At 70.6% G+C, this 26,718-nt stretch carries 25 protein-coding genes; 11 read left to right on the top strand and 14 right to left on the bottom strand.

All coding sequences use genetic code 11. The features are described 5' to 3' along the window. Positions 1–29 precede the first annotated feature (29 nt). The 6 genes from ACFQVC_RS15575 to ACFQVC_RS15550 are packed head-to-tail and all read left to right on the top strand — an operon-like array spanning position 30 to position 7,202. Positions 30–1,661: an ABC transporter substrate-binding protein gene (locus tag ACFQVC_RS15575; RefSeq protein WP_381830978.1), complete on the top strand. Its 1,632-nt coding sequence runs from the start codon at positions 30–32 to the stop codon at positions 1,659–1,661. Positions 1,662–1,683: 22 nt separating this feature from the next. Next, on the top strand, positions 1,684–2,643 hold the full coding sequence (locus ACFQVC_RS15570; protein WP_381830977.1) for an ABC transporter permease: 960 nt from the start codon (positions 1,684–1,686) through the stop codon (positions 2,641–2,643). After that, positions 2,640–4,631: a dipeptide/oligopeptide/nickel ABC transporter permease/ATP-binding protein gene (locus ACFQVC_RS15565; protein ID WP_381830976.1), complete on the top strand. Its 1,992-nt coding sequence runs from the start codon at positions 2,640–2,642 to the stop codon at positions 4,629–4,631. Before ACFQVC_RS15570 ends, ACFQVC_RS15565 begins: the two co-directional genes overlap by 4 nt. Beyond that, the gene (locus ACFQVC_RS15560; protein ID WP_381830975.1) at positions 4,628–5,692 is read left to right on the top strand and encodes an oligopeptide/dipeptide ABC transporter ATP-binding protein; all 1,065 of its coding nucleotides are present in this window, start codon (positions 4,628–4,630) and stop codon (positions 5,690–5,692) included. The genes ACFQVC_RS15565 and ACFQVC_RS15560 overlap by 4 nt, the downstream gene beginning before the upstream one ends. Next, the gene (locus ACFQVC_RS15555; protein ID WP_381830974.1) at positions 5,689–6,624 is read left to right on the top strand and encodes a dihydrodipicolinate synthase family protein; all 936 of its coding nucleotides are present in this window, start codon (positions 5,689–5,691) and stop codon (positions 6,622–6,624) included. The genes ACFQVC_RS15560 and ACFQVC_RS15555 overlap by 4 nt, the downstream gene beginning before the upstream one ends. A gap of 53 nt (positions 6,625–6,677) precedes the next feature. Then, entirely contained in the window at positions 6,678–7,202 is a 525-nt protein-coding gene (locus tag ACFQVC_RS15550; protein WP_381830973.1) for a hypothetical protein, read from the top strand. 48 nt (positions 7,203–7,250) lie between these two features. On the opposite strand, the gene ACFQVC_RS15545 is transcribed toward ACFQVC_RS15550, so the two are convergent. The 3 genes from ACFQVC_RS15545 to leuA all read right to left on the bottom strand — a co-directional run bounded on the left by ACFQVC_RS15545 (position 7,251) and on the right by leuA (position 11,307). Beyond that, positions 7,251–8,468 carry a sialidase family protein gene (locus ACFQVC_RS15545; protein WP_381830972.1) on the bottom strand — a complete coding sequence of 406 codons (1,218 nt, stop codon included), beginning with the start codon at positions 8,466–8,468 and terminating at the stop codon, positions 7,251–7,253. Positions 8,469–8,596: 128 nt separating this feature from the next. Then, positions 8,597–9,313 carry a TerB family tellurite resistance protein gene (locus tag ACFQVC_RS15540; RefSeq protein WP_381830971.1) on the bottom strand — a complete coding sequence of 239 codons (717 nt, stop codon included), beginning with the start codon at positions 9,311–9,313 and terminating at the stop codon, positions 8,597–8,599. Between the two features lie 260 nt (positions 9,314–9,573). Next, positions 9,574–11,307: a 2-isopropylmalate synthase gene (gene leuA / locus ACFQVC_RS15535; RefSeq protein WP_381830970.1), complete on the bottom strand. Its 1,734-nt coding sequence runs from the start codon at positions 11,305–11,307 to the stop codon at positions 9,574–9,576. Between the two features lie 292 nt (positions 11,308–11,599). On the opposite strand from leuA, the gene ACFQVC_RS15530 reads away from it, so the two are divergent. The 4 genes from ACFQVC_RS15530 (at position 11,600) to ACFQVC_RS15515 (ending at position 15,906) form a co-directional block, all read left to right on the top strand. Next, positions 11,600–12,673 carry a M4 family metallopeptidase gene (locus tag ACFQVC_RS15530; protein WP_381830969.1) on the top strand — a complete coding sequence of 358 codons (1,074 nt, stop codon included), beginning with the start codon at positions 11,600–11,602 and terminating at the stop codon, positions 12,671–12,673. A 26-nt stretch (positions 12,674–12,699) separates the two neighbouring features. Then, complete coding sequence (locus ACFQVC_RS15525; protein WP_381830968.1) at positions 12,700–12,966, top strand: protealysin inhibitor emfourin; 267 nt, start codon at positions 12,700–12,702, stop codon at positions 12,964–12,966. Positions 12,967–13,024: 58 nt separating this feature from the next. Next, positions 13,025–14,362: a GH1 family beta-glucosidase gene (locus tag ACFQVC_RS15520; protein ID WP_381830967.1), complete on the top strand. Its 1,338-nt coding sequence runs from the start codon at positions 13,025–13,027 to the stop codon at positions 14,360–14,362. 389 nt (positions 14,363–14,751) lie between these two features. Then, positions 14,752–15,906 carry an MFS transporter gene (locus ACFQVC_RS15515; protein ID WP_381831068.1) on the top strand — a complete coding sequence of 385 codons (1,155 nt, stop codon included), beginning with the start codon at positions 14,752–14,754 and terminating at the stop codon, positions 15,904–15,906. Between the two features lie 61 nt (positions 15,907–15,967). Here the strand turns inward: ACFQVC_RS15515 and era are convergent, their stop codons facing one another. From era to ACFQVC_RS15475, 8 genes are all read right to left on the bottom strand, one after another. Continuing rightward, positions 15,968–16,930: a GTPase Era gene (gene era, locus ACFQVC_RS15510; RefSeq protein WP_381830966.1), complete on the bottom strand. Its 963-nt coding sequence runs from the start codon at positions 16,928–16,930 to the stop codon at positions 15,968–15,970. Between the two features lie 84 nt (positions 16,931–17,014). Continuing rightward, on the bottom strand, positions 17,015–17,515 hold the full coding sequence (locus ACFQVC_RS15505; protein WP_381830965.1) for a hypothetical protein: 501 nt from the start codon (positions 17,513–17,515) through the stop codon (positions 17,015–17,017). 243 nt (positions 17,516–17,758) lie between these two features. Further along, positions 17,759–18,112 (bottom strand): cytidine deaminase, encoded by a 354-nt coding sequence (locus ACFQVC_RS15500; protein WP_381830964.1) that lies wholly within the window; start codon positions 18,110–18,112, stop codon positions 17,759–17,761. Positions 18,113–18,348: 236 nt separating this feature from the next. Continuing rightward, complete coding sequence (locus tag ACFQVC_RS15495) at positions 18,349–18,711, bottom strand: MmcQ/YjbR family DNA-binding protein (RefSeq protein ID WP_381830963.1); 363 nt, start codon at positions 18,709–18,711, stop codon at positions 18,349–18,351. Then, complete coding sequence (locus ACFQVC_RS15490; protein ID WP_381830962.1) at positions 18,708–20,003, bottom strand: hemolysin family protein; 1,296 nt, start codon at positions 20,001–20,003, stop codon at positions 18,708–18,710. Before ACFQVC_RS15490 ends, ACFQVC_RS15495 begins: the two co-directional genes overlap by 4 nt. Beyond that, positions 20,000–20,497 carry an rRNA maturation RNase YbeY gene (gene ybeY, locus ACFQVC_RS15485; protein ID WP_381830961.1) on the bottom strand — a complete coding sequence of 166 codons (498 nt, stop codon included), beginning with the start codon at positions 20,495–20,497 and terminating at the stop codon, positions 20,000–20,002. The genes ACFQVC_RS15490 and ybeY overlap by 4 nt, the downstream gene beginning before the upstream one ends. Positions 20,498–20,531: 34 nt before the next feature. Next, a complete protein-coding gene (locus ACFQVC_RS15480; RefSeq protein ID WP_381830960.1) occupies positions 20,532–21,590 on the bottom strand; it encodes a PhoH family protein in 1,059 nt (352 codons plus the stop codon). 155 nt (positions 21,591–21,745) lie between these two features. Then, a complete protein-coding gene (locus tag ACFQVC_RS15475) occupies positions 21,746–22,816 on the bottom strand; it encodes a carbohydrate kinase family protein (RefSeq protein WP_381831067.1) in 1,071 nt (356 codons plus the stop codon). Between the two features lie 238 nt (positions 22,817–23,054). On the opposite strand from ACFQVC_RS15475, the gene ACFQVC_RS15470 reads away from it, so the two are divergent. Continuing rightward, on the top strand, positions 23,055–24,353 hold the full coding sequence (locus ACFQVC_RS15470; protein ID WP_381830959.1) for a 6-phospho-beta-glucosidase: 1,299 nt from the start codon (positions 23,055–23,057) through the stop codon (positions 24,351–24,353). Positions 24,354–24,368: 15 nt separating this feature from the next. Here the strand turns inward: ACFQVC_RS15470 and ACFQVC_RS15465 are convergent, their stop codons facing one another. The 3 genes from ACFQVC_RS15465 to ACFQVC_RS15455 all read right to left on the bottom strand — a co-directional run bounded on the left by ACFQVC_RS15465 (position 24,369) and on the right by ACFQVC_RS15455 (position 26,703). Further along, positions 24,369–25,361, bottom strand: coding sequence for an adenosine deaminase (locus ACFQVC_RS15465; RefSeq protein WP_381830958.1), 993 nt, complete (start codon positions 25,359–25,361; stop codon positions 24,369–24,371). A gap of 73 nt (positions 25,362–25,434) precedes the next feature. Further along, entirely contained in the window at positions 25,435–26,343 is a 909-nt protein-coding gene (locus tag ACFQVC_RS15460) for a ribonuclease Z (protein ID WP_381830957.1), read from the bottom strand. A gap of 6 nt (positions 26,344–26,349) precedes the next feature. Then, positions 26,350–26,703 (bottom strand): histidine triad nucleotide-binding protein, encoded by a 354-nt coding sequence (locus ACFQVC_RS15455; RefSeq protein WP_381830956.1) that lies wholly within the window; start codon positions 26,701–26,703, stop codon positions 26,350–26,352. Between the last annotated feature and the right edge of the window lie 15 nt (positions 26,704–26,718).

The following is a 26,718-nucleotide window of genomic DNA, read 5'->3' as shown; positions in this document are numbered from 1 at the left end:
TCCTTCTCTGCCCGGGACTTGGAGACACCGTGAGCGACGTGACCCCGGGATCGGCGCTGCACCGCCGGTCCTTCCTGAAGTACACCGGCGCCATCGGCGCCGCCGCCGCCATCACCACGACCCTCTCCGCCTGCGGGGGCGGCCCGGAGTCCACCAACGAGACCGGTGACGAAAAGGACGGGCTGGAATCGCTGACCGTCGTCATCGGCTATGGCAACGACGGCAGTTGGGACCCCACGCAAACCGCTTCGGCCTTCGCGATGGCGGGCAACCACCACATCTACGAGGGGCTGCTCGACACCGATCCGATCACGCGGAAGCCGTACGCCGCCCTGGCCACCGCGATACCCAAGGACCTCAAGACCGCCACCTCCTGGAAGTTCACGCTGCGCTCGGGCGCCAAGTGGCACGACGGGAAGCCGGTCACGGCGGACGACGTGGTGTTCACCTTCGCGCGGATCCTCGACCCCAAGACCCAGACGCTCGCCAAGGGCTTCTTCGCGTCCTGGCTTAAGGAGGTCAAGAAGGTCGACGCGCAGAACGTCGAGCTGGTGCTCAAGTTCCCCTTCCCGGACGGCGCGGCGCGGCTCACCCTCGCCAAGATCATGCCGAAGCATGTGTTCTCGAAGCCGGGTGCGTGGGACAAGGCGATCAAGGGTCTGGCGGTCGGCTCGGGCCCGTACGAGCAGACCGCGCACCACCCCAAGTCCAACACCACCTTCGCGGCCTTCGCGGACTACAACGGCCCGCGCAAGGCGGCGTTCAAGAAGATGAACTGGCTGACGATCGTGGACGCCGCGCCCCGCGTCGCCAAGATCTCCGGTGCCAGCGCGGGCGCGCAGATCGCCGACAACGTCCCGTACGCCAATATCGCCCAGCTGGAGAAGGACGGCCTGAAGGTCGAGGGCGGCGCCGGCATGAACAACCTGTTCCTGATGTTCAACACGGCGCACAAGCCCTTCGACGACGTACGCGTGCGCCAGGCCCTGCACTACGCCATCGACCGGGACAAGATGATCTCGGCGGCGCTCAAGGGGCACGGCAAGGCGTCCAGCTCGTTCCTCGACGAGGGCAACCCCTCCTACCGCAAGGCGAAGACCGTCTACGGCTACGACCCCGACAAGGCCAAGCAGCTCCTCAAGGACGCCGGGGTCAGCGGCCTCAAGGTCAATCTGATGGCCGTGAACGTCAGCTGGATCGTGGACTGTCTGCCCACCATCGAGGAGTCCTGGCGCAAGATCGGCGTGGAGACGACGCTCGAACCGCAGGAGACCGCCGCCCTGTTCACCAAGCTCGACCAGAAGAAGGACTTCCAGGTCGTCGCGGCCGCCTCCAACCCCAACCAGTTCGGCGTCGAGGCCGACCTGATCATGCACTACAACTACGGGGCCGAGAACCTCTGGATGCAGTACGCGCGCTGGGCCTCCGACTCCGAGGCGAAGAAGCTCTTCAAGATGATGGACCAGGCCACGCGCGAGGCCGACGCCGCGAAGAAGACCGAGATGGTGCAGGAGTACATCGACGTCGTCGCGGAGAACGCGGTGATCTACCCGGTGGTCCACAACGAGCTGATGACGGCCTGGGACCCGGACAAGCTGTCCGGTGTGCGCGCCCAGCCGTATCCCGGAATCAACCTGCTGCAGGCGAAGCCCGCCAACTGACCCTCGGGGGACGTTAGTTCGCATGGTTCAGATCGCCAGAATCCTGGCCCGCCGGATAGCCCTGCTCGTCCCGCTGATGCTGGGCATCGTCCTGTTCGTGTTCCTGGTGATGCGGTTCTCCGACGTCGACCCGGCGGCCGCGTTCTACCAGGGCACCAACCCGACCCCGGAGCAGCTGCACGACTTCCGGGAGGAGCACGGCCTGCTCGATCCGCTGCCGGTGCGGTACGTGGCGTTCGTCGGCGAGCTGCTCCAGGGCGACATGGGCATCAGCGTCCTCACCAGGGCGCCGGTGATCGAGCAGATCAGCACCGCCCTGCCGCTCACCATGCAGCTGACCTTCATGGGCCTGGGCATCGCCGTGGTGATCTCCCTGGTCCTCGGGGTCACCGCCGCCATCTACCGGGACCGGCTGCCCGACCAGCTGATCCGGGTGGTCTCCCTGACCGGGGTCGCCGCGCCCGGCTTCTGGCTGGCGCTGCTGATGATCCAGTATCTGGCGGTGGAGGCGGGCTGGTTCCCGACCAGCGGCTATGTCAATCCGGCGGACTCGTTCACGGGCTGGCTGAAGACCATGACCCTGCCCGCCTTCGCGCTCTCGCTGCCGGTCGCCGCCCAGCTCACCCGGATCGTGCGCACGGCCGTGGTGGAGGAGCTGGACAAGGACTATGTGCGCACGGCGATCGGCAGCGGACTGCCGCCGGTCGTCGTGGTCGGCCGCAATGTGCTGCGCAACGCCCTGATCAATCCGCTCACCGTGCTCGGACTGCGGGTCGGCTATCTGCTCGGCGGCGCCGTCGTCATCGAGACGATCTTCGCCCTGCCCGGGATGGGCAACTTGATGATCACCGCGGTGAAGAACGGTGATCCGGCCGTGGTGCAGGGCGTGGTCATCACCACCGCCATCGGCTTCGTCGTGGTGAACCTGGCCATCGACATCCTCTATCTCCTGGTCAACCCCCGCCTGAGGAGCGCCGCGTGAGAACCCGGAAACAGCTCGCGGAACTCCTCTCCCGGCCCGGCATCAGGCTGCGCGGGTTCAGGCGGCTGCCCCTGCTGTCCAAGATCTCCGTCGGGGTGATCGCCGTCGTCGTCCTGATGGCCGCGCTCGCACCGCTGCTCGCCCCGCACGACCCGCTCGACCAGGCCCCCATGGCCGACGGCACGGGCCATCCCTCCGGCGGGCACTGGATGGGCCAGGACAGCCTGGGCCGCGACATCCTCAGCCGGCTCATGCACGGCGCCCGGCTCTCGCTCGTCATCGGCCTGGGCGCCACCCTGCTCGGCCTGGCCGCGGGCGCCCTGATCGGGGCGATAGCGGCGACCTCGCGCAAGGCCGTCGACGAGTTCCTGATGCGCTGCCTCGACATCGTGATGGCCTTCCCCGGCATCGCGCTCGCGGCCGTCCTCATCGCCGTGTTCGGCGGCAGCATCCCGGTCCTGATCGGCGCCATCGCCTTCCTCTACACTCCTCCGATCGCCCGGGTCGTACGCGCCAACGTGATGGACCAGTACGGCGAGGACTACGTCACGGCCGAGCGCGTCATCGGCGCCCGCACCCCGCACATCGTCCTCAAGCACGTGGCCGTCAACTGCGCCGCGCCCGTGCTCGTCTTCTGCACCGTGCAGGTCGCCGAGGCCATCGTCTTCGAGGCCTCGCTCTCCTTCATCGGCGCGGGCGTCCGGCCCCCCGACCCGTCCTGGGGCAGCGTCATCGCCGACGGCAAGAACATGGTGCTCACCGGCGGCTGGTGGGCCACGGTCTTCCCCGGCCTCCTGATGCTGATCACCGTGCTCGCCCTGAACGTGCTCTCCGAGGGCGTCTCGGACGCCTGGGCCGCGCCCGCCGCCCGCGACGTTCCGGCTCAAAAGGCCCGCAGGGAAGACGAGTTGGAGGCCCCCGAGCCCGGCACCGGCAAGGTCCTCGCCCTTCCGGGACTCACGGAGGCGGCCGCCAGGCTCCGTGCCCGCGCCCGGCCGCTGCCCGAGGGCCCACCGGTCCTCGAGGTCACCGATCTGGCCATCGGCTTCGACCGGCGCCACGGCGGCCGCGACATCGTCGACGGCATCAGCTTCGACGTACGCCCCGGCGAAGTCCTCGGCCTGGTCGGCGAGTCGGGCTGCGGGAAGTCCCTGACCGCCCTGACCGTGATGGGCCTGCAGCCCAAGGGCGCCCGCATCGGGGGCCGGGTCACCTTCGACGGCCAGGAGCTGACCGGCCTGCCGATGAGCGCGCGCCGCCGGCTCCTCGGCCACGACATGGCGATGATCTACCAGGACGCGCTGTCGTCCCTGAACCCGGCGATGACCATCCGCTCCCAGCTCAAGCAGGTCGTCCGCAGAGGCGGCGCACGCACCTCGGTGGAGCTGCTCGGACTCGTCGGCCTCGACCCGGAGCGCACCCTGCGCAGCTATCCGCACGAGCTCTCCGGCGGCCAGCGCCAGCGCGTCCTGATCGCCATGGCCCTGTCCCGCAACCCGAAGCTGATCGTCGCCGACGAGCCGACCACGGCCCTGGACGTGACGGTCCAGGCCCAGGTCATCGAACTCCTCCTGCGGCTGCGCGCGGAGCTGGGCTTCGCCCTGGTCCTGGTCTCGCACGACCTGGCCCTGGTCGCCGACGTCACCGACCGGGTGGTGGTGATGTACGGCGGGCAGATCGTCGAGACCGGTGTCACCGCCGACCTGGTGGCGACCCCCTCGCACCACTACACGCGCGGACTGCTCGGCTCGGTCCTCTCCCTGGAGTCGGCGGCACAGCGCCTCACCCAGATCAAGGGCGTCGTGCCCGCACCCGCCGACTTCCCGGCCGGCTGCCGGTTCGCGGACCGCTGCCCGCTGGCGAGCGAGATCTGCCGTACGACGGCACCGGAGCTGCTCGGCGCCGGGCGCCGGCACTCCGCCGCCTGCCACCATCCGGCGGTCGCGCTGACGGCGCCCGCGCCCAGGGGAAGCGAGACGGTCAAGTGAGCGCGGAAGAAACCGAGTTGAGGGCTGCGACGGAACTGGTGGCGCTCACGGACACCCATGTGGTGCACCGGGCCCGCTCGGGCGGTCTGTTCTCCCGGGACCGGGTGTACGCCCTGACCGGCGCCGATCTGACCGTCGCCGCCGGCGAGACGGTCGGCGTGGTCGGCGAGTCGGGCTGCGGCAAGTCCACGCTCGCCAAGGTCCTGGTGGGCGTACAGCGCCCGACGTCGGGAACGGTGTCCTTCGACGGGCGTGACCTGTGGGCCATGAAGCCCGCCGAGCGCCGTGCCGCAGTCGGCACCGGCGTCGGCATGATCTTCCAGGACCCCTCGACGGCTCTGAACCGCCGTCTGACGGTACGCCAGATCCTGCGCGACCCGCTGGACGTCCACAGGCGCGGCACGCCCGCCGAACGCGAGGAACGCGTCCGGGAGTTGATGTCCCTGGTCGGTCTGCCGAAGGTGCTCGCGGACGGCCTGCCGGGGCAGCTCTCCGGCGGTCAGCGGCAGCGGGTGGCCATCGCCAGGGCCCTGGCGCTCGACCCGCAGCTCGTGGTCGCCGACGAGCCGACGAGCGCCCTCGACGTCTCGGTCCGCGCCCAGATCCTCAACCTCCTCCTCGACCTGAAGGAACGCCTCGGTCTGGCCCTGGTCTTCGTCTCGCACGACATCCAGACGGTCCGGCGGATGAGCGACCGGGTGATCACGATGTACCTGGGCAGAATCGTCGAGGAGTCCCCCGCCGACGAGGGCCTGACCCGCGCCCGCCACCCGTACACCTGGGCCCTGTTCTCGGCGACGCCGGGCCTCCTGGACCCCATCGACCCCATCCCCCTGGCGGGGCCCGTGCCCTCCGCCACCCGGCCGCCCAGCGGCTGCCCCTTCCGCACCCGCTGCTGGAAGGCGGACGCGGAGTGTGCGGCGACGATGCCGGACTTCGCGCAGTCGGGCTCCGCCGCCGCCCATCGCTTCCGCTGCCACCACCCCGTGGACGACGGCCAGTCGCTCCACGAACTCGTCACCCAGGCCGCCGCCACGGCCGTACCCCAGGAGGATCAATGACTCTTCCCACCCCGCTGACCGGTGTCGTCCCGCCCGTCTGCACACCCCTGACACCGGACAACGAGGTGGACGTCGGCTCACTGACCCGGCTCGTGGACCATCTGGTCACCGCCGGAGTCGACGCGCTGTTCGTGCTCGGCTCGTCCTCCGAGGCGGCCTACCTGCCCGACCGGCACCGCAGGACCGTCGTCGACACGGTGACCGGCCATGTCGCCGGCCAACTCCCGGTCCTGGCAGGCGCGATCGATATGACGACGCTGCGGGTACGCGACCATGTGGTGGCCGTGACGGCGGCCGGCGCGGACGCGGTGGTGACCACGGCGCCGTTCTACACCCGCACGCACCCCGCCGAGATCGCCACGCACTTCCGCGAGGTGGCCGCCGCGTCCCCGGTCCCCCTCTTCGCCTACGACCTCCCGGTCTCGGTGCACACGAAACTGGGCGCCGACCTGCTCCTCGACCTCGCCGCCGAGGGCGTACTCGCCGGGGTCAAGGACTCCAGCGGCGACGAGGGCACCTTCCGCCGCGTCCTGCTCGGCACCCGCGCCCGCGCCGACATCACGGACTTCAGCGTCCTCACGGGTGCGGAACTGACCGTCGACTCGGCCCTCGCGATGGGCGCCGACGGCGTGGTCCCCGGCCTCGGCAACGTCGACCCCGAGGGCTATGTACGCCTCTACCGCTACTGCCGCAGCGGCGACTGGGCCCGCGCACGAGCCGAACAGGAGCGCCTGTGCGGCCTGTTCGCCATGACGGCCGTCGGCGACCCGTCCCGCATGGGCGGCTCGTCCTCCGCCCTCGGCGCGTTCAAGGCGGCGCTGCACCTGCGGGGCGTGATCGACTGCCCGGCGACAGCGGTGCCGCAAGTCCCGTTGTCCTCGGGGGAAGTGGAGCGGGTGGGGAAGTACCTGGCGGCGGCCGGTCTGCTGTAACGGCTAGGGTGACTTGATCGTTTGGTGTGCGACACGGGGGACGTGAGCAACTCATGGCCATGGTGGGCCTGTTCTGGATCGTCGAGAGCGATGTGTACGTGGGCGCGAAGCCGTCCGGCCACGCGCCCGGGGTACGGCTGGCCCCGGAGGGCGTGGTGGCTCTCGGCGAACGGCAGTCCGGCTTGCACCCGTGGGAGGACGTGCGCACGCTCACGGCGGCGGACGTCCCCGTGAAGTCCCTGATCCGGCGGGTGGGCGTGGCCACGGACCTGGCGCTGACCGCGGTGATGTCACTGGGCGGGCCCATGGCCCACGGGCCGACGGACGAGCCTGCGCTGATGACGCTGCGCATGGAATCATCCGGCGGCGACCACGAGTTGTCGGCCTACGTCGCCGCGGCCGTCGGCTACTCCCCCACCGAAGTGGCCCTCTCCCGCACCCTCCTGTCCCGCCTCACGGAGGGCGCCGCGACGACGGCCGCGACACTGGCGGCGATGTCGGCGTGGGGCCGCGCACACGAGGGCGGGACGCCCCGGGGTGCGGAGCGCGAGAAGCTGTTGCGGGAGTGGGTGGGCTGAGCCCGCGCCGGGGCGCCCTGCCGCGCCCCGGACGGCCGCCCGTCCCGCCTACCCGCCCAGTTCCGCCACCGGGAGCCGCCGGAACTCGATCGTCTCGTACGTGCCCGAGACACCCGTCTCGTACAGGATCCCGACGGTCCTGCGCCCCACCTGCACCAGATCCGAGTACGCGGCCTTCTGCGAGGAGAGCGTCCGCACCTTGCGGAAGGTGCCCCCGCCGTCCCCGCTCCGCCACACCGCCATCGACTGCCGGGCCGTGGGCAGCGAAGGACCCGAGAACAGCAGCCCCCCGTCCCGCCCCGCGAGCTGCAGCACACTCCCCTGCACGACCGGCACGTCGCTCAGTGTGGGCTGCACCGCGTACGGGCGGTCGAGCGACGCACCGCCGTCGCTCGAATACGAGTCGAGCCGGTTCCCCGCGCTCGTCCCGTGCTGGTCCCGGGCGCTGAAGTACAGGCGCCCGTCGGGCAGTTGGGCCGCGATCGACTCGTTCGCGTTGTTCACACCCTCGTACGCGTCCTCCACGAACCCCAGCTCCCAGCTGCGGCCGCCGTCGTCGCTGTAGAAGGCGTGCGCGCCGTAGTACCTGGGTTCCTGCCCGGTGTCCGTGGAGCCCTCCGGCGGCGCCACGGAGTGGTTGGCGGGGATCACCAGCCGCCCGGCGTGCGGGCCGCGCGTCAGGGCAAGGGCGTGCCCGGGTCCCGTCGCGTACCACCGCCAGTGCGGCAGCTTCACGTCCCGGGTGATCTCGCGGGGCCGTGTGAAGGAACGGCCGTCGTCACGGCTGCTCTGCACGAACACCCGGCGGCTCTGCTCCCAGGTGGCATCGCCGCGCATGATCTGCGCCTCGGTCACCGCACCGCTGTTGTACGACGTGACGAGCACGACCTTGCCGGTGCGCGGGTCGACGACGGGCGCGGGGTTGCCCCGGGTGTCGCCGCCGCCCGCCACGACGACGCTCAGCGGCCCCCACGTACAGCCGCCGTCCGTGGAGCGCCTGAGGACGACATCGATGTTGCCGGTGTCGCCCGCGCTCCCGACCCTGCCTTCGGCGAAGGCGAGCAGCGTGCCCGCCCGGGTTCTGAGCGTCGCGGGTATGCGGTACGTGTCGTATCCGTCCTGGCCCGCTCTGTACGGGACGGACGAGGTGCATGGACCGCCTGACGGCACGTCGGATCCCGGGGACTGCGCGGCGGCGGTGCCGCCGGTGACGGCGACGAGGGCGGCGGCGAGGCACACGATCCGGCTGGTACGCGAAAAGGGCATGAGCACTCCACGTGGCGGACAGCGGACATAGGACGTCGGATGTCCGGTGAAGTTACAGCGCCCTCAGGGGCGCGGCAATAGCCGTGCGCACAGCGGGAGTTGAGGAAGGAGGTGAGAGACCGGTACGGCTAGGACGGCGTGCGCGCCGCGGCGAGCAGCCGCGCCACATCATCCGCGCAAATGGTGAGCGCACCGCCCACCGTCGTCAGAACATCCCGCTCCGCGGGCGTGTACGGCCCATCCGCGAGTGCGATTCGAGCGGCCTGCAGGAGGATCGACTCACGTCCCGCGGGCGCCAGATGGGGAGCCAACGGGTCGAGCGCCTCATGGAGTTCTATGGCCAGAGTGACCCCGGACTGCGCCGCGTCGGCGGCCGCGCCCGCGTCCGTGCCGCCGAGGAGACGGCCGGTGTCCGCGGCGAGCGCCTCGACGAGGGTCGTCAACTGGTCCTCGGTGCAGTCGTCGAACCCGGCGGAACGCACCGTGCCGACGGCCGCGTCGAGCACCGTGCGGGAGGAGGCGCCGCCGGCCGCGAGCACGGCGAGGGCGACCGTGTGCACGGCGTCCCGCAGCATCGCCGAGAACCGCACGGTGGTGGGGTGGTCCAGGCAGTCGAGCCCGAAGTGCTCGGCGCAGGCGGCGCATTCGACCACGGGGCCCGCGACGCCGCGCGGCAGCAGCGGCAGTCCGAGCAGAGTGAAGCGGCGCCGGCCGGTGCGGCGTTGGTAGTTGCGGTCGCCACCGCAGCCGGGGCAGAAGAACTCACCGTCGCCGACTGTGGTCCACGCGATGCGGATGCCCCAGATCCGTAGCTTCCGGACACGTCGTCCCGGGCCTTGCAGCACGCCGCACCTCCGTAACGCTTCGGCAACATTGCCGTATTGGCGTGATGTTAGCCACATCATTGATGCGGCGTCAGCACCTTGGGCCGCACATGGCTGAGAGATGGCCAAGACCAAACGCCCGATGAAGCCGTACGGAACGGAAAAGACCCCGCTCACCGGACCGGTGAACAGGGCCTTCCGCAAAGCCGGGGGCGGATCCGGAGACGAACCGGAAGCCGGGTCCGAGGGCGGACCCGAACCCCCCTGAGTGATCAGCGTGATCAGCGTGCGGCGCGGTTGACCGCCGAGACGACCGCCTTCAGGGAAGCACGCGTGGTGTTGGCGTCGATGCCGATGCCCCACAGGACCTTGTCGCCGATCGCGCACTCGATGTACGAAGCGGCCTGCGCGGACGCGCCCTCGCTCATCGTGTGCTCGGTGTAGTCGAGCAGGCGTACGTCGATGCCGATGGCCTGCAGCGCGTCGAAGAACGCCGAGATCGGGCCATTGCCGGAGCCGGTCAGAACGGTCTCGGCGCCGTCCACGACGGCCTCGACGGTGAGGGTGTCCACGCCGTCCTTGTCGGTCGTGGTCTGGCCCGAGCGCAGCTGGATACGGCCCCAGGGGGTGTGCCCGGAACCGGCCTCGGTGGGCAGGTACTCGTCCTGGAACGCCGACCAGATCGCGGTCGGCGTGACCTCGCCGCCCTCGGCGTCGGTCTTGGCCTGAATCAGCTTGGAGAACTCGATCTGCATCCGGCGCGGCAGATCCAGCTTGTGGTCGTTCTTCAGGACGTAGGCGATACCGCCCTTGCCGGACTGCGAGTTGACCCGGATGACAGCCTCGTAGGACCGGCCGACGTCCTTGGGGTCGATGGGCAGATACGGCACGGCCCACTCGATGTCGTCGACCGTCTTGCCCGCCGCGGCGGCACGGGACTCCATGGACTCGAAGCCCTTCTTGATGGCGTCCTGGTGGGAGCCGGAGAAGGCGGTGTAGACGAGGTCACCGGCGTACGGGTGGCGCGGGTGCACCTCCATCTGGTTGCAGTACTCGGCGGTACGACGGATCTCGTCGATGTCCGAGAAGTCGATCTGCGGGTCGACGCCCTGGCTGAACAGGTTCATGCCCAGGGTCACCAGGTCGACGTTGCCGGTGCGCTCGCCCTGGCCGAACAGGCAGCCCTCGATACGGTCGGCTCCGGCCATGATCGCCAGCTCGGCGGCGGCGACGGCGGTGCCGCGGTCGTTGTGCGGGTGCACGGACAGGCATACGTGCTCGCGCCGGGTCAGGTTCCGCGACATCCACTCGAAGCGGTCCGCGTGCGTGGACGGCGTGGAGCGCTCGACGGTGGCGGGCAGATTCAGGATGATCTCGCGGCCGGGGCCCGGCTGCCATACGTCGCAGACGGCCTCGCAGACCTCCAGGGCGAAGTCCAGCTCGGTGTCCGTGAAGATCTCCGGGCTGTACTGGTAGCCGAAGTACTCCGTGCGCTCGTCGATCAGCTTCTCGGCGTACTCCATGACCAGCTGGGTGCCGTCCACGGCGATCTGCTTGACCTGGTCGCGCGAGCCCCGGAAGACGACTTCGCGCCAGACCGGGGCGGTGGCGTTGTAGAGGTGCACGGTGGCGCGCTTGGCGCCGACCAGGGACTCCACGGTGCGCTCGATGAGCTCCTCGCGGGCCTGGGTCAGGACGGAGATCGTCACGTCGTCCGGGATCGCGCCGTCCTCGATGATCGACCGCACGAAGTCGAAGTCCGTCTGCCCCGAGGACGGGAAGCCGACCTCGATCTCCTTGTAGCCCATGCGTACGAGCAGGTCGAACATCTCGCGCTTGCGGGCCGGCGACATCGGGTCGATCAGGGCCTGGTTGCCGTCGCGCAGATCCGTGGAGAGCCAGCGGGGCGCTTTGGTGATGCGGTTGTCCGGCCAGGTGCGGTCCGCGATGTCCACGGCTTCATAGCCGCGGTACTTGTGGATCGGCATGGCGGAGGGCTGCTGAAAGTTCGGCATTGCGTAGGGCTCCTCGTGGGTCCGCTGGAGGCGGCCGACGGTTTCGCGCAACACCAGACTCCGCGGGGAGGGGGTCGGCCTACAGCTACAGGCCCTCGCCGCGGCAGCTAAGGAGAAGCAGCCCGAAACGCATGATGTGCCGAGACTAGCGGAGGGGGCACGGTGTGCGCCGCCCCGTATCAGTATGCGGGACCGTCCTGAGGTAACGGTCTTGGCGTGATCAATCCCTCTATTTCATCAATCATGGTTGCAGGTAGTGACAGAGCTATGACCCAGTGCCACATTGCTCGCCATGACCGCCAACCCATCAGGCTTCGAGCCTGTCTACTGCACCATCGTGCCGCCGCATCTTCTCGACCAGCTGACCAAGGCCGAGAACCCCGCGATCGCCGAGCCGGCGCGTCGCACCCTCGTCCAGGACGCCGCGAACCGTACGAGCCGCCGGCTGATGACGGTGCTCGGCGCCCCTGAGATCACCCCGCCCAAGGAAGCCGCGCAGGAGAAGCCGCACCGCACCATCTACGACGCGAAGCACCGCCAGGACCTGCCGGGCAAGAAGGTCCGCGGCGAAGGTGACAAGCCCGGCAAGGACGCCACGGTCAACCGTGCCTACGCCGGACTCGGAGCCACCTTCGAGCTGTTCCTGAAGAGCTTCAAGCGCAACTCCATCGACGGCAAGGGTCTGCCCCTGATCGCCACCGTGCACTTCGGCGAGAACTACGGGAACGCCTTCTGGAACGGCGAGCAGATGGTGTTCGGCGACGGAGACAACGAGATCTTCCTCGACTTCACCATCCCCGTGGACGTCATCGGCCACGAGCTGACCCACGGCGTCACGCAGTACACGGCGAACTTCACGTACTTCGGCCAGCCCGGCGCCCTGAACGAGTCGATGTCCGATGTCTTCGGCTCGCTGATCAAGCAGTACACCCTCGGTCAGAGTGCCGACCAGGCCGACTGGCTGATCGGCGCGGGCCTGCTGCACGAGAACGTCCAGGGTGTGGCGCTGCGCTCGATGAAGGCCCCCGGCACGGCGTACGACGACGATGTACTCGGCAAGGACCCGCAGCCCGCGACCATGGACGACTACGTCCGCACCGGCCGTGACAACGGCGGCGTGCACATCAACTCCGGTATCCCCAACCACGCGTTCTTCCTGCTCGCCACGCAGCTGGGCGGCAACGCGTGGGAGCGCGCCGGACAGATCTGGTACGACGTCCTGACCACCGGCGGCCTCGAAGTCGACTGCAGCTTCGTGGACTTCGCCAAGGCGAGCGTCGCCAAGGCCGCCGAGCGTTACGGCGAGGGCGAGGAGCACCAGGCCGTCCTGAAGGCGTGGTCCCAGGTCGGGGTGCCTACCAACTGAGCCCGTCTCGGAGTAGACAGGGACGCATGCGTATCCAGGTGAAGCGCACAGGAGGATTCGCCGGCATCGAGCGTCACGCCGAGGTCGACACGGCGGGGCGCCTCGATGCCCACGAATGGCACGACCTTGTCGAACAGGCCGTGGCACAGGGCCGGGGCACACCGCCCATAGGGGTGCCGGACGGGTTCAGCTACCAGATCACGGTCGACGGCCGCACGGTCTACTGCTCGGACCCACGCCTCACGGAGCCCCAGCGGCAACTGATCACGAGGGTGATGAAGGAAGGGGCCTGAACAAGGCGGCGCGGTCGGCCCGTTGACACCGTTACCAGCGGTACGGATGATCCCGCACATGACTGCGCCGACCGCTCCCGCCGCCGCCCTGCCCCCGTTCCCACGGGACTTCCTGTGGGGCGTCTCCACCTCCGCCCACCAGATCGAGGGCGCCGCCGACCAGCGCGGCCGCTCGGTGTGGGACGCCTTCACGGCCGAGCCGGGCCGGGTGAAGGACGGCACGACGGCCGCCGTGGCCTGCGACCATTACCACCGCTACCAGGAGGACGTGGCCCTCCTGCGCGACCTCGGCGTGGACGCGTACCGCTTCTCGGTCTCCTGGCCCCGGGCGGAGTCCCCGGACGGACTCGGCTTCTACGACCGGCTCGTCGACGAGCTCTGCGCGGCCGGCGTCCGCCCCGTGCCGACCCTCTTCCACTGGGATCTGCCCCTCGGCATCGAAGAAGCCGGCGGCTGGCTGCACCGGGGCACGGCCGAGCGCTTCGCCGCCTACGCGGCCACGGTCGCGGACCGCATCGGCGACCGCGTACAGAAGTGGATCACCCTCAACGAACCGGCGGAACACACCCTGTTGGGCCATGCACTCGGCGCCCACGCACCCGGCAAACAGCTGCTGTTCGACGCACTGCCGGTGGCCCACCACCAGCTGCTCGCCCATGGCCTCGCGGTCCGCGCCCTGCGCGCGGCGGGCGCCCGGGACATCGGCATCGCCAACTCCCACGGCCCCACCTGGCCGGCCTCGCAGCGGCCGGACGACAGGGAGGCCGCCGACTTCTACGACGTACTCCTGAACCGGCTCTTCGCCGACCCGCTGATCCTCGGCCGCTACCCGGACGGCATCGCCGAGCTGCTCCCCGGTGATGTGAGCGCCGATCTGCGGATCATCTCCGAGCCCCTCGACTGGTACGGGATCAACTACTACCAGCCGACGAAGGTGGGCGCCCCGCAGGGCGCGGAGATCGAGTTCTCCGGCCTGACACTGCCGGCCGAACTGCCCTTCTCCGTCAGGGAACTCGACGACTATCCGGTCACGGGCTTCGGCTGGCCGGTGGTGCCCGAGGCGCTCACGGAACTCCTCGTCGGCTTCCGCGAACGCTACGGCGACCGGCTCCCGCCACTGGTGATCACCGAGAACGGCTGCTCGTACGACGGTCTCGACGACCAGGAGCGGATCGCGTTCCTCGACTCCCATCTGCGGGCCCTGCACCGGGCGTTGGAGGCGGGCGTCGACGTCCGCGGCTACTTCGTGTGGTCGCTGCTCGACAACTTCGAGTGGGCGGAGGGCTACCGGCAGCGTTTCGGCCTCGTGCATATCGACTACGACACCCTGGAGCGCACCCCGAAGGCGTCCTACGCGTGGCTGCGCGAGGCCCTGCGGGCACAGGCACGGGGATGAGCGGCGGTCCCGGCACGGGAACAGGCGGCAGTCCTGGCGCGGGAACCAGCGGCGGTCCCGGCACGGGAACAGGCGGCAGTCCTGGCGCGGGAACCAGCGGCGGTCCCGGCACGGGAACAGGCGGCAGTCCTGGCGCGGGCACCAGCGGCGGTCCCGGCACGGGAACGGGCGGCAGTCCTGGCGCGGGAACCAGCGGCGGTCCCGGCACGGGAACAGGCGGCAGTCCTGGCGCGGGAACCAGCGGCGGTCCCGGCACGGGAACAGGCGGCAGTCCTGGCGCGGGCACCAGCGGCGGTCCCGGCACGGGAACAGGCGGCCTCACGCTCACGGAACCCACGGCCCGGGTCACCAAGGGCTGGACCTCGGCCCTCTGCCTCGCCAACGGCGCGATCTGGGTGGGCTTCTACGGCCCCCTGCAGATCCTGCTCGCCCAGCAGGCCGCGCAGCTCGCGCCGCCCGGCGTCTCCAAGGAGACGGTCCTGGCCTGGGTGACGGGCGCGGGAGCGGTGGTCTCACTGCTCGCCAACCCCCTCTTCGGCGCGCTCTCGGACCGTACGGCATCCCGCTTCGGACGGCGTACGCCATGGATCGTGACGGGCGCGGCGGGCGGCGCCCTCGCCCTGCTCCTGACCTCGGCCGCGGACTCGGTGGCGGCGATGGCGCTCGGCTGGTGCCTGGCGCAGCTCACCCTGAACGCCGCGTTCGCCGCCGTCACGGCGGCGGTCCCCGACCGGGTGCCGAGGCTCCAACGCGGCTCTGTGGGCGGCTGGTTGGGCGGTACGCAACTGCTCGGCGTGGTGACGGGCACGGGCCTCGCCACACTGACGGGCGGCATCGCGGCGGGCTATGCGGCGTGCGCGGTGTTCACGGCGCTCGCGGTACTTCCGTACGTACTGCTCCACCGCGATCTGCGCCTGGACCCCGCCGACCGCCCCGCCTTCTCCTGGCGCGGCTTCCTGCGCGGCTTCTGGCTGAGCCCACGCCGCCACCCGGACCTGGCCTGGGCCTGGCTGACCCGCTTCCTGATCAACCTGGGCAACGTCCTGGTGCTGCTCTATCTCCTGTACTACCTGCGCGACCGGCTGCAGGTGCGCGACCCCGAGGCGCATGTCCTCATCCTGACCGCGGTCAACGGCGTGACGATGCTCGCGACGGTCGTGGTGGGCGGAGTCTGGTCGGACCGTCTGGGCCGCCGCAAACCGTTCGTCATGTGGTCCGGCTGCCTGATGGCGGCGGCCACCTCGATGCTCGCGGTCTGGCAGACCTGGACCGGCGCGATCGTCGCGGCGGCGGTCCTGGGCATCGCCTTCGGCGTCTTCACCTCGGTCGACTTCGCCCTGATGACGGACGTCCTGCCGAAGGCCGCCGACCGCGGCAAGGACCTCGGCGTCATCAACATCGCCAACTCCCTCCCCCAGGTGGCCGCCCCGGCCCTGGCGGCCCCGATCGTGACCCTTGCGGGCTACCGGGTGCTGTACGCGGTGGCGGCGGCGATCGGCCTCGCGGGGGCGGTCCTGGTCACCAGGATCCGGGGCGTGGACTGACGCCCGGAGGAATGGCCCCGGCCCGCCGCGCCCCGCCCCGCCCCGCCCCAGGAGCTCGCTCCTAGAACCCCAGCTTCCGCAGCTGCTTGGGGTCGCGCTGCCAGTCCTTCGCGACCTTCACGTGCAGGTCGAGGAAGACGGGGGTGCCGAGCAGCGCCTCGATCTGCTTGCGTGACTTCATCCCGACGTCCTTGAGCCGCTTGCCCTTCGGGCCGATGATGATGCCCTTCTGACTCGGCCGCTCGATGAACACATTCGCGTGGATGTCGAGCATCGGCTTGTCCGCGGGCCGGTCCTCGCGCGGCAGCATCTCCTCCACGACCACGGCGATGGAGTGCGGCAGCTCGTCGCGGACGCCTTCGAGCGCGGCCTCACGGATCAGCTCGGCCACCATGACCTGCTCCGGCTCGTCCGTGAGGTCGCCCTCCGGGTAGAGCGGCGGGCTCAGCGGGAGCAGCGGCACGATCAGGTCGGCGAGCAGTGCCACCTGCTGGTCGCCGACCGCCGAGACCGGCACGATCTCCGCCCACTCGAAGCCCAGCTCCTTGCCGAGCTGGTCGATCGCGATGAGCTGCTCGGCGAGCTGCTTGCTCTCGACGAGGTCGGTCTTCGTCACGATCGCGATCTTCGGGGTCTTCTTGATCCCGGCGAGCTCCTTGGCGATGAACCGGTCGCCGGGCCCGAGCTTCTCGTTCGCGGGCAGACAGAAGCCGATCACGTCGACCTCGGCCCAGGTGGTGCGCACCACGTCGTTGAGCCGCTCGCCGAGCAGGGTGCGGGGCTTGTGCAGACCCGGGGTGTCGACCAGGACCAGCTGGGCGTCCGGGCGGTGCACGATGCCGCGGACCGTGTGCCGGGTGGTCTGCGGCCGGTTGGAGGTGATGGCGACCTTCGTCCCCACGAGGGCGTTGGTGAGGGTCGACTTGCCCGCGTTCGGCCGGCCGACGAAGCAGGCGAAACCCGCGCGGTGCTCGGTGGCCTGCGGCTCGGACTCGGCAGGGGAAGGTGCGCTCATGGCGTCCATTGTCCCCGATGCGGGAACGGGCGCCGACCGGGCCGTGCGACCCGGCCGGCTGAGTCCGTTCTGTCCGCAGTGGTGCCGTGCGGCTCAGTCGAAGACGAACGGACCGGGAGCGAGGGACTCGGTGGAGTTGCAGGTGACGGTGATGCCCTGGACCACCAGTTTCAGGGAGCCGGGGTGGTCGAGGGAGTCACCGGCGGCGACGGTCCCGGTCAGCGGTCCTGAATTGACCCCGCCGCCGGCCTCCATCGCCGGGTTGCTCTTGCCGGCGAAGACGGTGGTCGCGCCGCCGGCCTTCGTCATGGTCAGGGAGGAGTCGACCGTGCCCGCCTCCACCGCGACCGGTGTGGTGATGTCCGTCGAGGTGACGGTGATGGTCGCGCTCGTACCGCTCTGGGTAGCCGTCAGGGTGACGCCACCGCTGCCGTAGATACCGCAGTCCGCCTTGGTCGTGGCCGTGCCGGGCGCGACGGCCGCCGCGCCCGGGGCCAGGACGAACCCGGCGAGGGCGAGGGCGCCCGCGGTCAGCGCGGCGCCGGCCCCGATCCCGCTACGACTGCGTCTGCTGCTGCTCCTGCTGCGCTGCATCGGTTCACCTTCCCGTGGTGGGGGAGCCCCGTGGGGGTGGGGAGCTGGTCAGGTGCTGGCGCGCGCACGCCACAGAAAATCTGACGGTCCGTCGGACGAACCGTCGTCCATTGATGCGCGGGCAGGCGGAGAAGGCAAGAGAAAGTCCCGTGATTCTTCTGGGACTTGAGAGGGCCGAGCGTTACAGGGCGCGGCCGGGCGACGCTTTCCGGCCAGGTGTACGGACCCGCCGGGAAACACCCGTCAGCCCGCGGTGACGGTCTCCGTGACCGTGCCGTCGGGCCCGGCGAGCAGCACAGGCGTCCCGGCTCCGCCCAGGTCGCGTACCGCCGCGCGGTCCTCGTCCGGCACGGAGCCGGCCCCGGTGACGACGGCCGCCGCCTCCAGCGACTTGGCGCCGCTGGCCACCGCCATGGCGACGGCGGTACGCAGGGCGCTCAGCTTCAGCGAGTCGAGGTCCACGGTGCCGGCGACATACGTACGCCCCGTCTCGTCGCGTACGGCCGCGCCCTCGGGCACACCGTTACGGGCCCGGGCCGAACGGGCCAGGGTGACGATCTTGCGGTCCTCGGGGTCGAGCGCGCTGCTGTCGGTCATGCCCCGAGCATACGGAGGCTCCCACGGCACCGGAGGAGCACCCCGGCGCACCCGCTCCCACAGGTCCCGGCCGGGGTGCTCTCCCCTCCTGGTGACAGCAAACCTAAGCGTCGCGTAAGTGCGGTTTCGGCGCCGGTGGTCCTCAGGCTCGGGACGTTGGTCTCTTTCCCGCGCCGGAAAAATGAGCCCAACTGGGGCGGAGCCCCGGTTCGGGAAGGGGCGGGGCCGGGGAAAGGTCACCCGCGGTCGAGCCGCAGCCGCTCCCGCCGCGGCAGTCCCGCCACCACCAGGTCGTACGAGTCCTCGACCAGCTCCCGCACCTGGCGCTCCGGCAGCTCCCCCACCACCACCGTGTTCCAGTGCCGCTTGTTCAGGTGGTAGCCGGGCACGATCACCCCCGGATGGGCCTCCCGCAGCCGCAGTGCGATCTCCGGCTCGGCCTTGAGGGCCACCGTCAGCGGGGACTCCTCAAGCCCGCTGAAGGCGAAGATCTTGCCGAGGACCTTGAAGGTGGAGAGCCCGGGATTGCGCGGGAAGGGGAACTCCTCCGTCGCCGCGTTGAACGACAGACACAGGGACCGGAGCTCCGCGGGCGTCACTCGGACTCGTCCTCCTCGGGCGGAGCCACCGGCTCCACGAGCACCGTCACGATCTTGTTCCGGCGTCCCGCCGCGGCCTCGGCGGTGAGCCGCAGCCCCCGCCCGTCCGGCAGGTCCACCACCGTCGTCGCGCCCGCGATCGGCACCCGGCCGAGGGCCTTCGCGAGGAGTCCGCCGACCGTCTCGACGTCCTCGTCGTCGAACTCCTCGATGCCGTACAGCTCCCCGAGGTCCCCGATGTCGAGCCGCGCGGTGACGCGATAGGTGCCCTCGCCCAGCTCCTCCACGGGCGGCAGCTCACGGTCGTACTCGTCGGTGATCTCGCCGACGATCTCTTCCAGGATGTCCTCGATGGTGACGATGCCGGCCGTGCCGCCGTACTCGTCGATGACGACCGCGACGTGGTTGCGCTCCTGCTGCATCTCGCGCAGCAGATCGCCCGCGTTCTTCGTGTCGGGCACGAACGACGCCTGCCGCATCGCCGTCGACACCAGCTCCGACTCGGCGTCCCTGCTGATGTGCGTCTTGCGGGCGAGGTCCTTCAGATACACGATGCCGACGATGTCGTCCTCGCTCTCCCCGGTGACGGGGATACGGGAGAACCCGGAGCGCAGGGCGAGCGTCAGCGCCTGCCGGATGGTCTTGTACCGCTCGATGACGATCAAGTCGGTACGGGGGACCATGACTTCGCGGACCAGGGTGTCGCCGAGCTCGAAGACGGAGTGCACCATCCGGCGCTCCTCGTCCTCGATCAGGGACTCCTTCTCCGCCAGGTCGACCATCGCGCGCAGCTCGGCCTCGGAGGCGAACGGCCCGCGCCGGAAGCCCTTTCCCGGGGTCAGGGCGTTGCCGAGGAGGATCAGGAGCGGCGGGATCGGGCCCATGATGCGGGCCAGCGGCAACAGGACGTACGCCGCGGCCGTCGCCGTGTTCAGCGGGTGCTGGCGTCCGATGGTGCGCGGCGACACCCCCACCGCCACATAGCTGACGAGCACCATCACGGCGATGGCGACGGCGAGCGCCTCCCAGGTCCGGTCGAACTCCTGCAGACAGGCGTACGTCACCAGGGCGGCGGACGCCATCTCGCAGGCGACGCGGACGAGCAGCGCCACATTCAGATAGCGGGTCGGGTCGGCGGCGACCTGGGCGAGCTTGGCGCTGCCGCGGCGCCCGGAGCGCACCGCCTCCTCCGCGCGGAAGCTGGAGACACGCGCGAGGCCCGCCTCCGCACAGGAGGCGAGCCACGCGGCGACGACCAGCAGGACGGCGCCGAAGACCAGTGAGGCGCTCACGACACGGTGGGCGCCGGAGACGGGCCGGTCAGGCCCTTCTCCGCCCGCCAGCCGTCGACGATCGCGGCCTGCAGTCCGAACATCTCGGCCTTCTCGTCCGGCTCCTCGTGGTCGTAACCGAGCAGGTGCAGCACGCCGTGGACGGTGAGGAGCTGCAGCTCCTCGTCCATGGAGTGCCCGGTGGGGGCCTCCTCGCCCTGGCGCTTGGCGACCTCGGGGCAGAGCACGATGTCACCGAGGAGCCCCTGCGGGGGCTCCTCGTCGTCCTTGACGGGCGGCCGCAGCTCGTCCATCGGGAAGGACATGACATCCGTGGGGCCCGGCAGATCCATCCACTGGATGTGCAGCTGCTCCATGGCCTCGCCGTCCACGACGATCACCGAGAGCTCGGAGAGCGGGTGGATGCGCATCCGCGCGAGTGCGTAGCGGGCGATGTCGAGAATCGCCTGCTCGTCGACCTCGGTGCCGGACTCGTTGTTGACGTCGATCGACATCTGCTGCTCTCGCTGATCTCTCGCTGTGTTCTCGCTACTTGCTGTCGCGGCGGCGAGAGGGCTTGTGTGCACCGTTCTCCGTGCCGTTTTCGTTGTCGAACTTCTCGTACGCGTCGACGATACGGCCGACGAGCTTATGGCGTACGACGTCGTGGGACGTGAGGCGGGAGAAGTGGACGTCGTCGACGCCCTCCAGGATGTCCTGGACCTGGCGCAGACCGGACTTGGTGCCGCCCGGCAGGTCGACCTGGGTGATGTCACCGGTGATGACGATCTTCGAGTCGAAGCCGAGCCTCGTCAGGAACATCTTCATCTGCTCGGGGCTGGTGTTCTGCGCCTCGTCGAGGATGATGAACGCGTCGTTCAGCGTCCGGCCGCGCATGTACGCGAGCGGCGCGACCTCGATCGTCCCGGCCGCCATGAGGCGCGGAATCGAGTCGGGGTCGAGCATGTCGTGCAGCGCGTCGTACAGCGGGCGCAGATACGGGTCGATCTTTTCGTAGAGCGTGCCGGGCAGGAAGCCGAGCCGCTCGCCGGCCTCGACGGCCGGGCGGGTCAGGATGATCCGGTTGACCTGCTTGGACTGCAGGGCCTGCACGGCCTTGGCCATGGCGAGATACGTCTTGCCGGTACCGGCGGGGCCGATGCCGAACACGATGGTGTGGGAGTCGATCGCGTCGACGTACCGCTTCTGGTTGAGGGTCTTGGGGCGGATCGTGCGGCCCCGCGACGAGAGGATGTTCTGGGTGAGCACCTCGGCCGGGGTCTCCTCGGGACCCTCGCCGTCCTCGCTCGCCCTGAGCATGGCGATCGAGCGTTCCACTGCGTCCTCCGTCATCGGCTGTCCGGTGCGGAGCACCAGCATCATCTCGTCGAACAGGCGCTGGATCAGGGCGACTTCGTCCTTGTCGCCCACGGCGCTGATCTCATTGCCCCGGACATGGATGTCGGCCGCCGGGAAGGCCTTCTCGATCACGCGCAGCAGGGCGTCTCCCGAGCCCAGCACGGTCACCATCGGGTGCTTCGCCGGAACGGAGAAGTGGGCTCGTGCCTGCCCCTGCGCAGGGGTGTGAGCTGTGGGTGTCTGAGTCATGGGCCGGCGCTGTGGCCTAGCTCGTCCTCCTATGCGGGGCTCATCCCGCCCGGGTGCCTCTGGTGCCTACCAGCGTACGTCGGTGCACCGACAAGACCGAGGCGTTTTTCACCCCGGCCGGCTTATCGGCCCCCCGGGCTCCGCGGCCGCCCCGGCTACCGGCTGCCGAAGCCGATCGTGGGCACCGCCCGCCGCAGCGGCCAGGCCCGGCAGACCTCGGGCAGCAGCCCCTGCAGGAACGCGTACCGCCGCAACGCCACGGGGTCCTGGTCGGCACAGGTCCGCACGTGCTGCCACCAGGCCGCCACCTCGGACCAGCCGGGCGCGGACAGTGACCCGCCGAACTCCTGCACCGACAGCGCCGCCGTGAGCCCCGCGAAGGCCAGCCGGTCCGCGAGCGGCCACCCCGCGAGGGTGCCGGTGACGAAACCGGCCACGAACACGTCCCCGGCCCCGGTCGGGTCGAGGGCGGCGACCTCGATGGCCGGTACGTCGGCCGTCTCGCCGCTACGCCCGTCCACCGCGTACGCCCCCTCCGCACCCAGCGTCACGACCGCGAGCGGCACATACGCGGTGAGCGCCCGCGCGGCCGCCCGCGGGCAGGACGTGCGGGTGTAGCGCATCGCCTCCTCCGCGTTCGGCAGGAACGCCTCGCAGTGCGCCAGATCGGTGAGGCCCGCCAGGTCCCAGCGCCCGGTGTCGTCCCAGCCGACGTCGGCGAAGACCCGGGTGCCACGGGCGGCGGCCTGTGCGATCCACTCCGCGGGCGCTCCGGGCGTCAGCGAGGCCACGGCGGCACGCGCGCGTGGCGGGCAGTTCGGGGCGGGCTCCTCCGGCGGCGGGGCCTCGTGACCGTGCGAGACCATGGTCCGCTCGCCCTCGTACGCCATGGAGACGGTCACCGGTGAGTGCCAGCCGGGCACGGTCCACGACGGCGTCAGATCGATGCCCTCGCCCTGCGCGAGCGCATCCCAGCAGTACTCGCCGTAGTGGTCGTCGCCGAAGGCCGCGGCGAGCGAGGTGCGCAGGCCGAGCCGGGCCAGGGCGGTGGCCATGTTGGCGACGCCGCCGGGGCTCGACCCCATGCCGCGGGCCCAGGACTCGGTACCGCGCACGGGCGCAGAGTCGAGGCCGGTGAGGATGATGTCCAGGAAGACGGTGCCCGTGAGGTACACGTCGCAGGGCGGGTCGTCGGGGGTGCGGAGCGCGGCGAGCGGATCGAGCAGGGCCGTGTGGTCGAGACGCTCTCCGGAGCGGTCGTCGACCCGGTTCTCAAGCCGGTGACCGAGCCGGTGGTCCAGCCGGCCCCGGGGGGTGCGGCCGCCGTGTGTCGTCTGTTCGTCGGAGTTCACCTTGCGCTCCCCGGACATGGTGCGTGCAGGTCAGGACAGTGTGCCCCATGAGCGGCCCGGCAGTGCCGACCGCCTGGAACCCCGGCGCACTTCATGAGGTAGCTTCCGCGGCATGAGGCTGACGATTCTCGGCGGCGGCGGTTTCCGGGTGCCGCTCGTGTACGGCGCCCTTGTAGGCAGCGAGATCACCGAACTGACGCTGTACGACACCGATCCGGTGCGGCTCGGCGTGGTGCGCTCCGTCCTCGAAGGGCTGCCGCCGGGGCCGCGGGTCCGGGTGGCCGAAAGCCTCGACGACGCGCTGCGCGGCGCGGACTTCGTGTTCTCGGCGATCCGCGTGGGCGGCACCGCGGGCCGGGTGCGCGACGAGCGCGTTCCCCTCGCCGAGGGTGTGCTCGGGCAGGAGACGGTCGGCGCGGGCGGTGTGCTCTACGGCCTGCGGACGATCCCGGTCGCCCTGCACATCGCGGAGCGCGTGGCGGCGCTCGCCCCGCGGGCCTGGGTCATCAACTTCACCAACCCGGCCGGGATGGTCACCGAGGCGATGGCGGCGGTGCTCGGCGAGCGCGTCATCGGCATCTGCGACTCACCGGTGGGCCTGGTGCGGCGGGCGGCGCGCGCGGCGGGCACGGACCCCGACGCCGTCTCGTACGACTATGTCGGCCTCAACCACCTCGGCTGGCTGCGGCGGCTGAGCGCCCCGGGCGGCCCCGACCTGCTCCCCGGCCTCCTCGCCGACCCGGCCGCGCTCGCCTCCTTCGAGGAGGGCAAGCTCTTCGGCGCGGACTGGCTGCGCGCGCTCGGCTCGCTGCCCAACGAGTATCTGCACTACTACTACTTCCGCCGCGAAACCCTCGACGCGGTGCGCACCGCCGACGAGACGCGGGGCGAGTTCCTCGACCACCAGCAGGGCGAGTTCTTCGCGCGGGCCGCCGAATCCCCCTCCCGCGCCCATGAGTTGTGGGAGCGCACCCGCCTTGAGCGCGAGGAAACGTATATGGCGGACAGCCGCGCCGCGACCGGCGGCTGGCAGCGTGACTCCTGCGACCTGGACGGCGGCGGCTACGACCGGGTGGCGCTCGCCCTGATGCGCGCGATCGCCGCCGGCGACGGTACGCGGCTGATCCTCAACGTCCGCAATGCCGGCACCGTCCCGGCGCTGCCCGCCGACGCGATCATCGAGACGGTCTGCGAGGTCGACGCCGACGGCGCCCGTCCGCTGCCGGGTGCTCCGCTCGGGGAGGCCGAGCTGGGGCTGATGCTGCAGCTGAAGGCGGTGGAGCGGGCGACGATCGAGGCGGCCCTCTTCAAGGACAGGGACGCGGCACTCAGAGCTCTCGCCCTGCACCCCCTGGTGGACTCACCGGCGGTGGCGGCACGAATCCTGGACGGAGCGTCGGCCGGGAACTGAGCTGCCCCCGGAACCTCACTCGAACTCGTACGCCGCCACCTCGGCCAAGTACCGGGCCCGCCGCTCCTCGTCGTCCTCGAGGAACGAGGCCTCGAACGAGTTCCGCGCCAGCTCCCGCAACTGCTCGGGCCCCAGCCCCAACGCCTCATGCACCGCGTGGAACGTGTCCCCGACGTACCCCCCGAAGTACGCCGGATCATCGGAGTTCACCGTGCACATGAGGCCCGCCGCCATCATCCGCCCCAGCGGGTGCTCCTCCAGGATGTCCACCGCCCGCAGCCGCACATTCGACAGCGGGCACAGCGTGAGCGGAATCCGCTCGCGCACCAGGCGCGAGACCAGCTCGGGGTCCTCCATGCAGCGCAGCCCGTGATCGATCCGCTCGACGCCGAGGATGTCCAGGGCCTCGGTGATGTACGCCGGCGGGCCCTCCTCCCCGGCGTGGGCGACCCGGCGCAGACCGAGCGCGGCGGCCGCCTCGTACACCTCGCGGAACTTCACCGGCGGGTGCCCGACCTCGGCCGAGTCCAGACCGACCCCGGTGATCCGGTGCAGATACGGCTTCGCGGCGTCCAGGGCGGCGAGCGCCGACTCGGCGGACTCGTCCCGCAGGAAGCACATGATCAGGCGGGTGGAGACACCGTGCCGCTCCTCGCTGCGGTCCAGCGCCCGGCCGAGCCCCTCGATGACCGTGCCGATGTCCACGCCCCGCGCGGTGTGCGCCTGCGGGTCGAAGAAGATCTCCGCGTGGCGTACGCCCTGGGCCGCGGCCCGCGCCAGATAGGCGTCGGCGAGCTCCTCGAAGTCGGCCTCCGTGTGCAGCACGGCCATCAGGCCGTAGTACAGGTCGAGGAAGGACTGCAGGTCGTCGAAGAGATAGGCGCGGCGCAGCTCTTCGGTGTCGGCATAGGGCAGCTCGATGCCGTTGCGGGCGGCGAGTGCGAAGGCCAGCTCGGGTTCGAGGGTGCCTTCGATGTGCAGATGGAGTTCGGCCTTGGGGAGGTTCATGGGCGTTCTTTCGGGTTGTTCAGGGCGCTCAGGCCGTTCGGTGTGCTCGGGTCGTTCGGTGCGCTCAGTGCGCTCAGGTGGCGCGCTTGGGCACCGGCACGGTCGACAGATCGGCCGCCACGGTCAGCTCTCCCGTGAAACCGGCGGCCCGCGCCTGCCGCGCGAACTCCCCCGGGTCGCTGTAGCGCTGCGAGAAGTGCGTCAGGACGAGATGCCGTACGCCCGCGTCCCGCGCCACGACCGCGGCCTGTGCGGCGGTCAAGTGGCCGTGGTCCACGGCCAGTTGTTCGTCCTCGTCGAGGAAGGTGGACTCGATGACGAGCAGATCGCAGCCGGCGGCGAGCGCGTGCACGCCGTCGCAGAGCCGGGTGTCCATGACGAAGGCGAACCGCTGTCCGCGCCGTATCTCGCTGACCTCGTCGAGGTGGACGCCGCCGAACTCACCGTCCCGCTGCAGCCGCCCCACATCCGGCCCCTTGATGCCGCGCTCGGCGAGCAGCGCGGGCAGCATGCGCCGCCCGTCGGGCTCGACGAGGCGGTAGCCGAAGGACTCCACGGGGTGCGAGAGCCGACGTGCTTCGAGGGTGTACGCCGGGGTGGTGGCGAGCACTCCGTCCGCGGCGACCGGCGCCTCGGTCAGACGCACGGTCTCGCGGTAGGCGGTGGCGTACCGGAGGCGGTCGAAGAAGCGCTGCCCGGAGTGCGGATAGTGGGCGGTGACCTCGTGCGGGACCCGGTCGAGGTTGATCCGCTGGATCACCCCGGCGAGACCGAGCGAGTGGTCACCGTGGAAGTGCGTGACGCAGATCCGGTTGAGGTCGTGCGCGGCGACCCCGGCGCGCAGCATCTGGCGCTGGGTGCCCTCGCCGGGGTCGAAGAGGATGCCCTCGCCGTCCCAGCGCAGCAGATAGCCGTTGTGGTTGCGGTGCCGGGTCGGGACCTGGCTGGCGGTGCCGAGCACCACCAATTCACGTACGGACACAGGTGGTTATCCGGGGGGCCACTGCAGGCCACGGCCGCCGAGCAGGTGGACGTGGGCGTGGAAGACGGTCTGGCCCGCGCCGCTGCCGGTGTTGAACACCAGGCGGTAGCTCTCCAGCTTCTCCTCGGCCGCGACCTCGCCGGCCTCGCGCAGCACATCGGCGGCGATCTGCGGCTCGGCGGCGGCAAGCGAGGCCGCGTCCGGGTGGTGGACCTTGGGGATCACCAGGATGTGGGCCGGCGCCTGCGGGTTGATGTCGCGGAAGGCGAAGGTGGTGTCGGTCTCGCGCACGACGGTCGCGGGCACCTCCCCCGCGATGATCTTGCAGAACAGGCAGTCCGCTGGTGCCTCACCGGCCATGTCCTCGGCCTCCTC

The sequence above is a fragment of the Streptomyces monticola genome, assembly GCF_042665355.1.
GTDB classification, from domain to species: Bacteria; Actinomycetota; Actinomycetes; order Streptomycetales; family Streptomycetaceae; genus Streptomyces; species Streptomyces monticola.
Note: the sequence above shows the minus strand (reverse complement) of the source record. Positions and strands in the feature narration are given on the sequence as shown.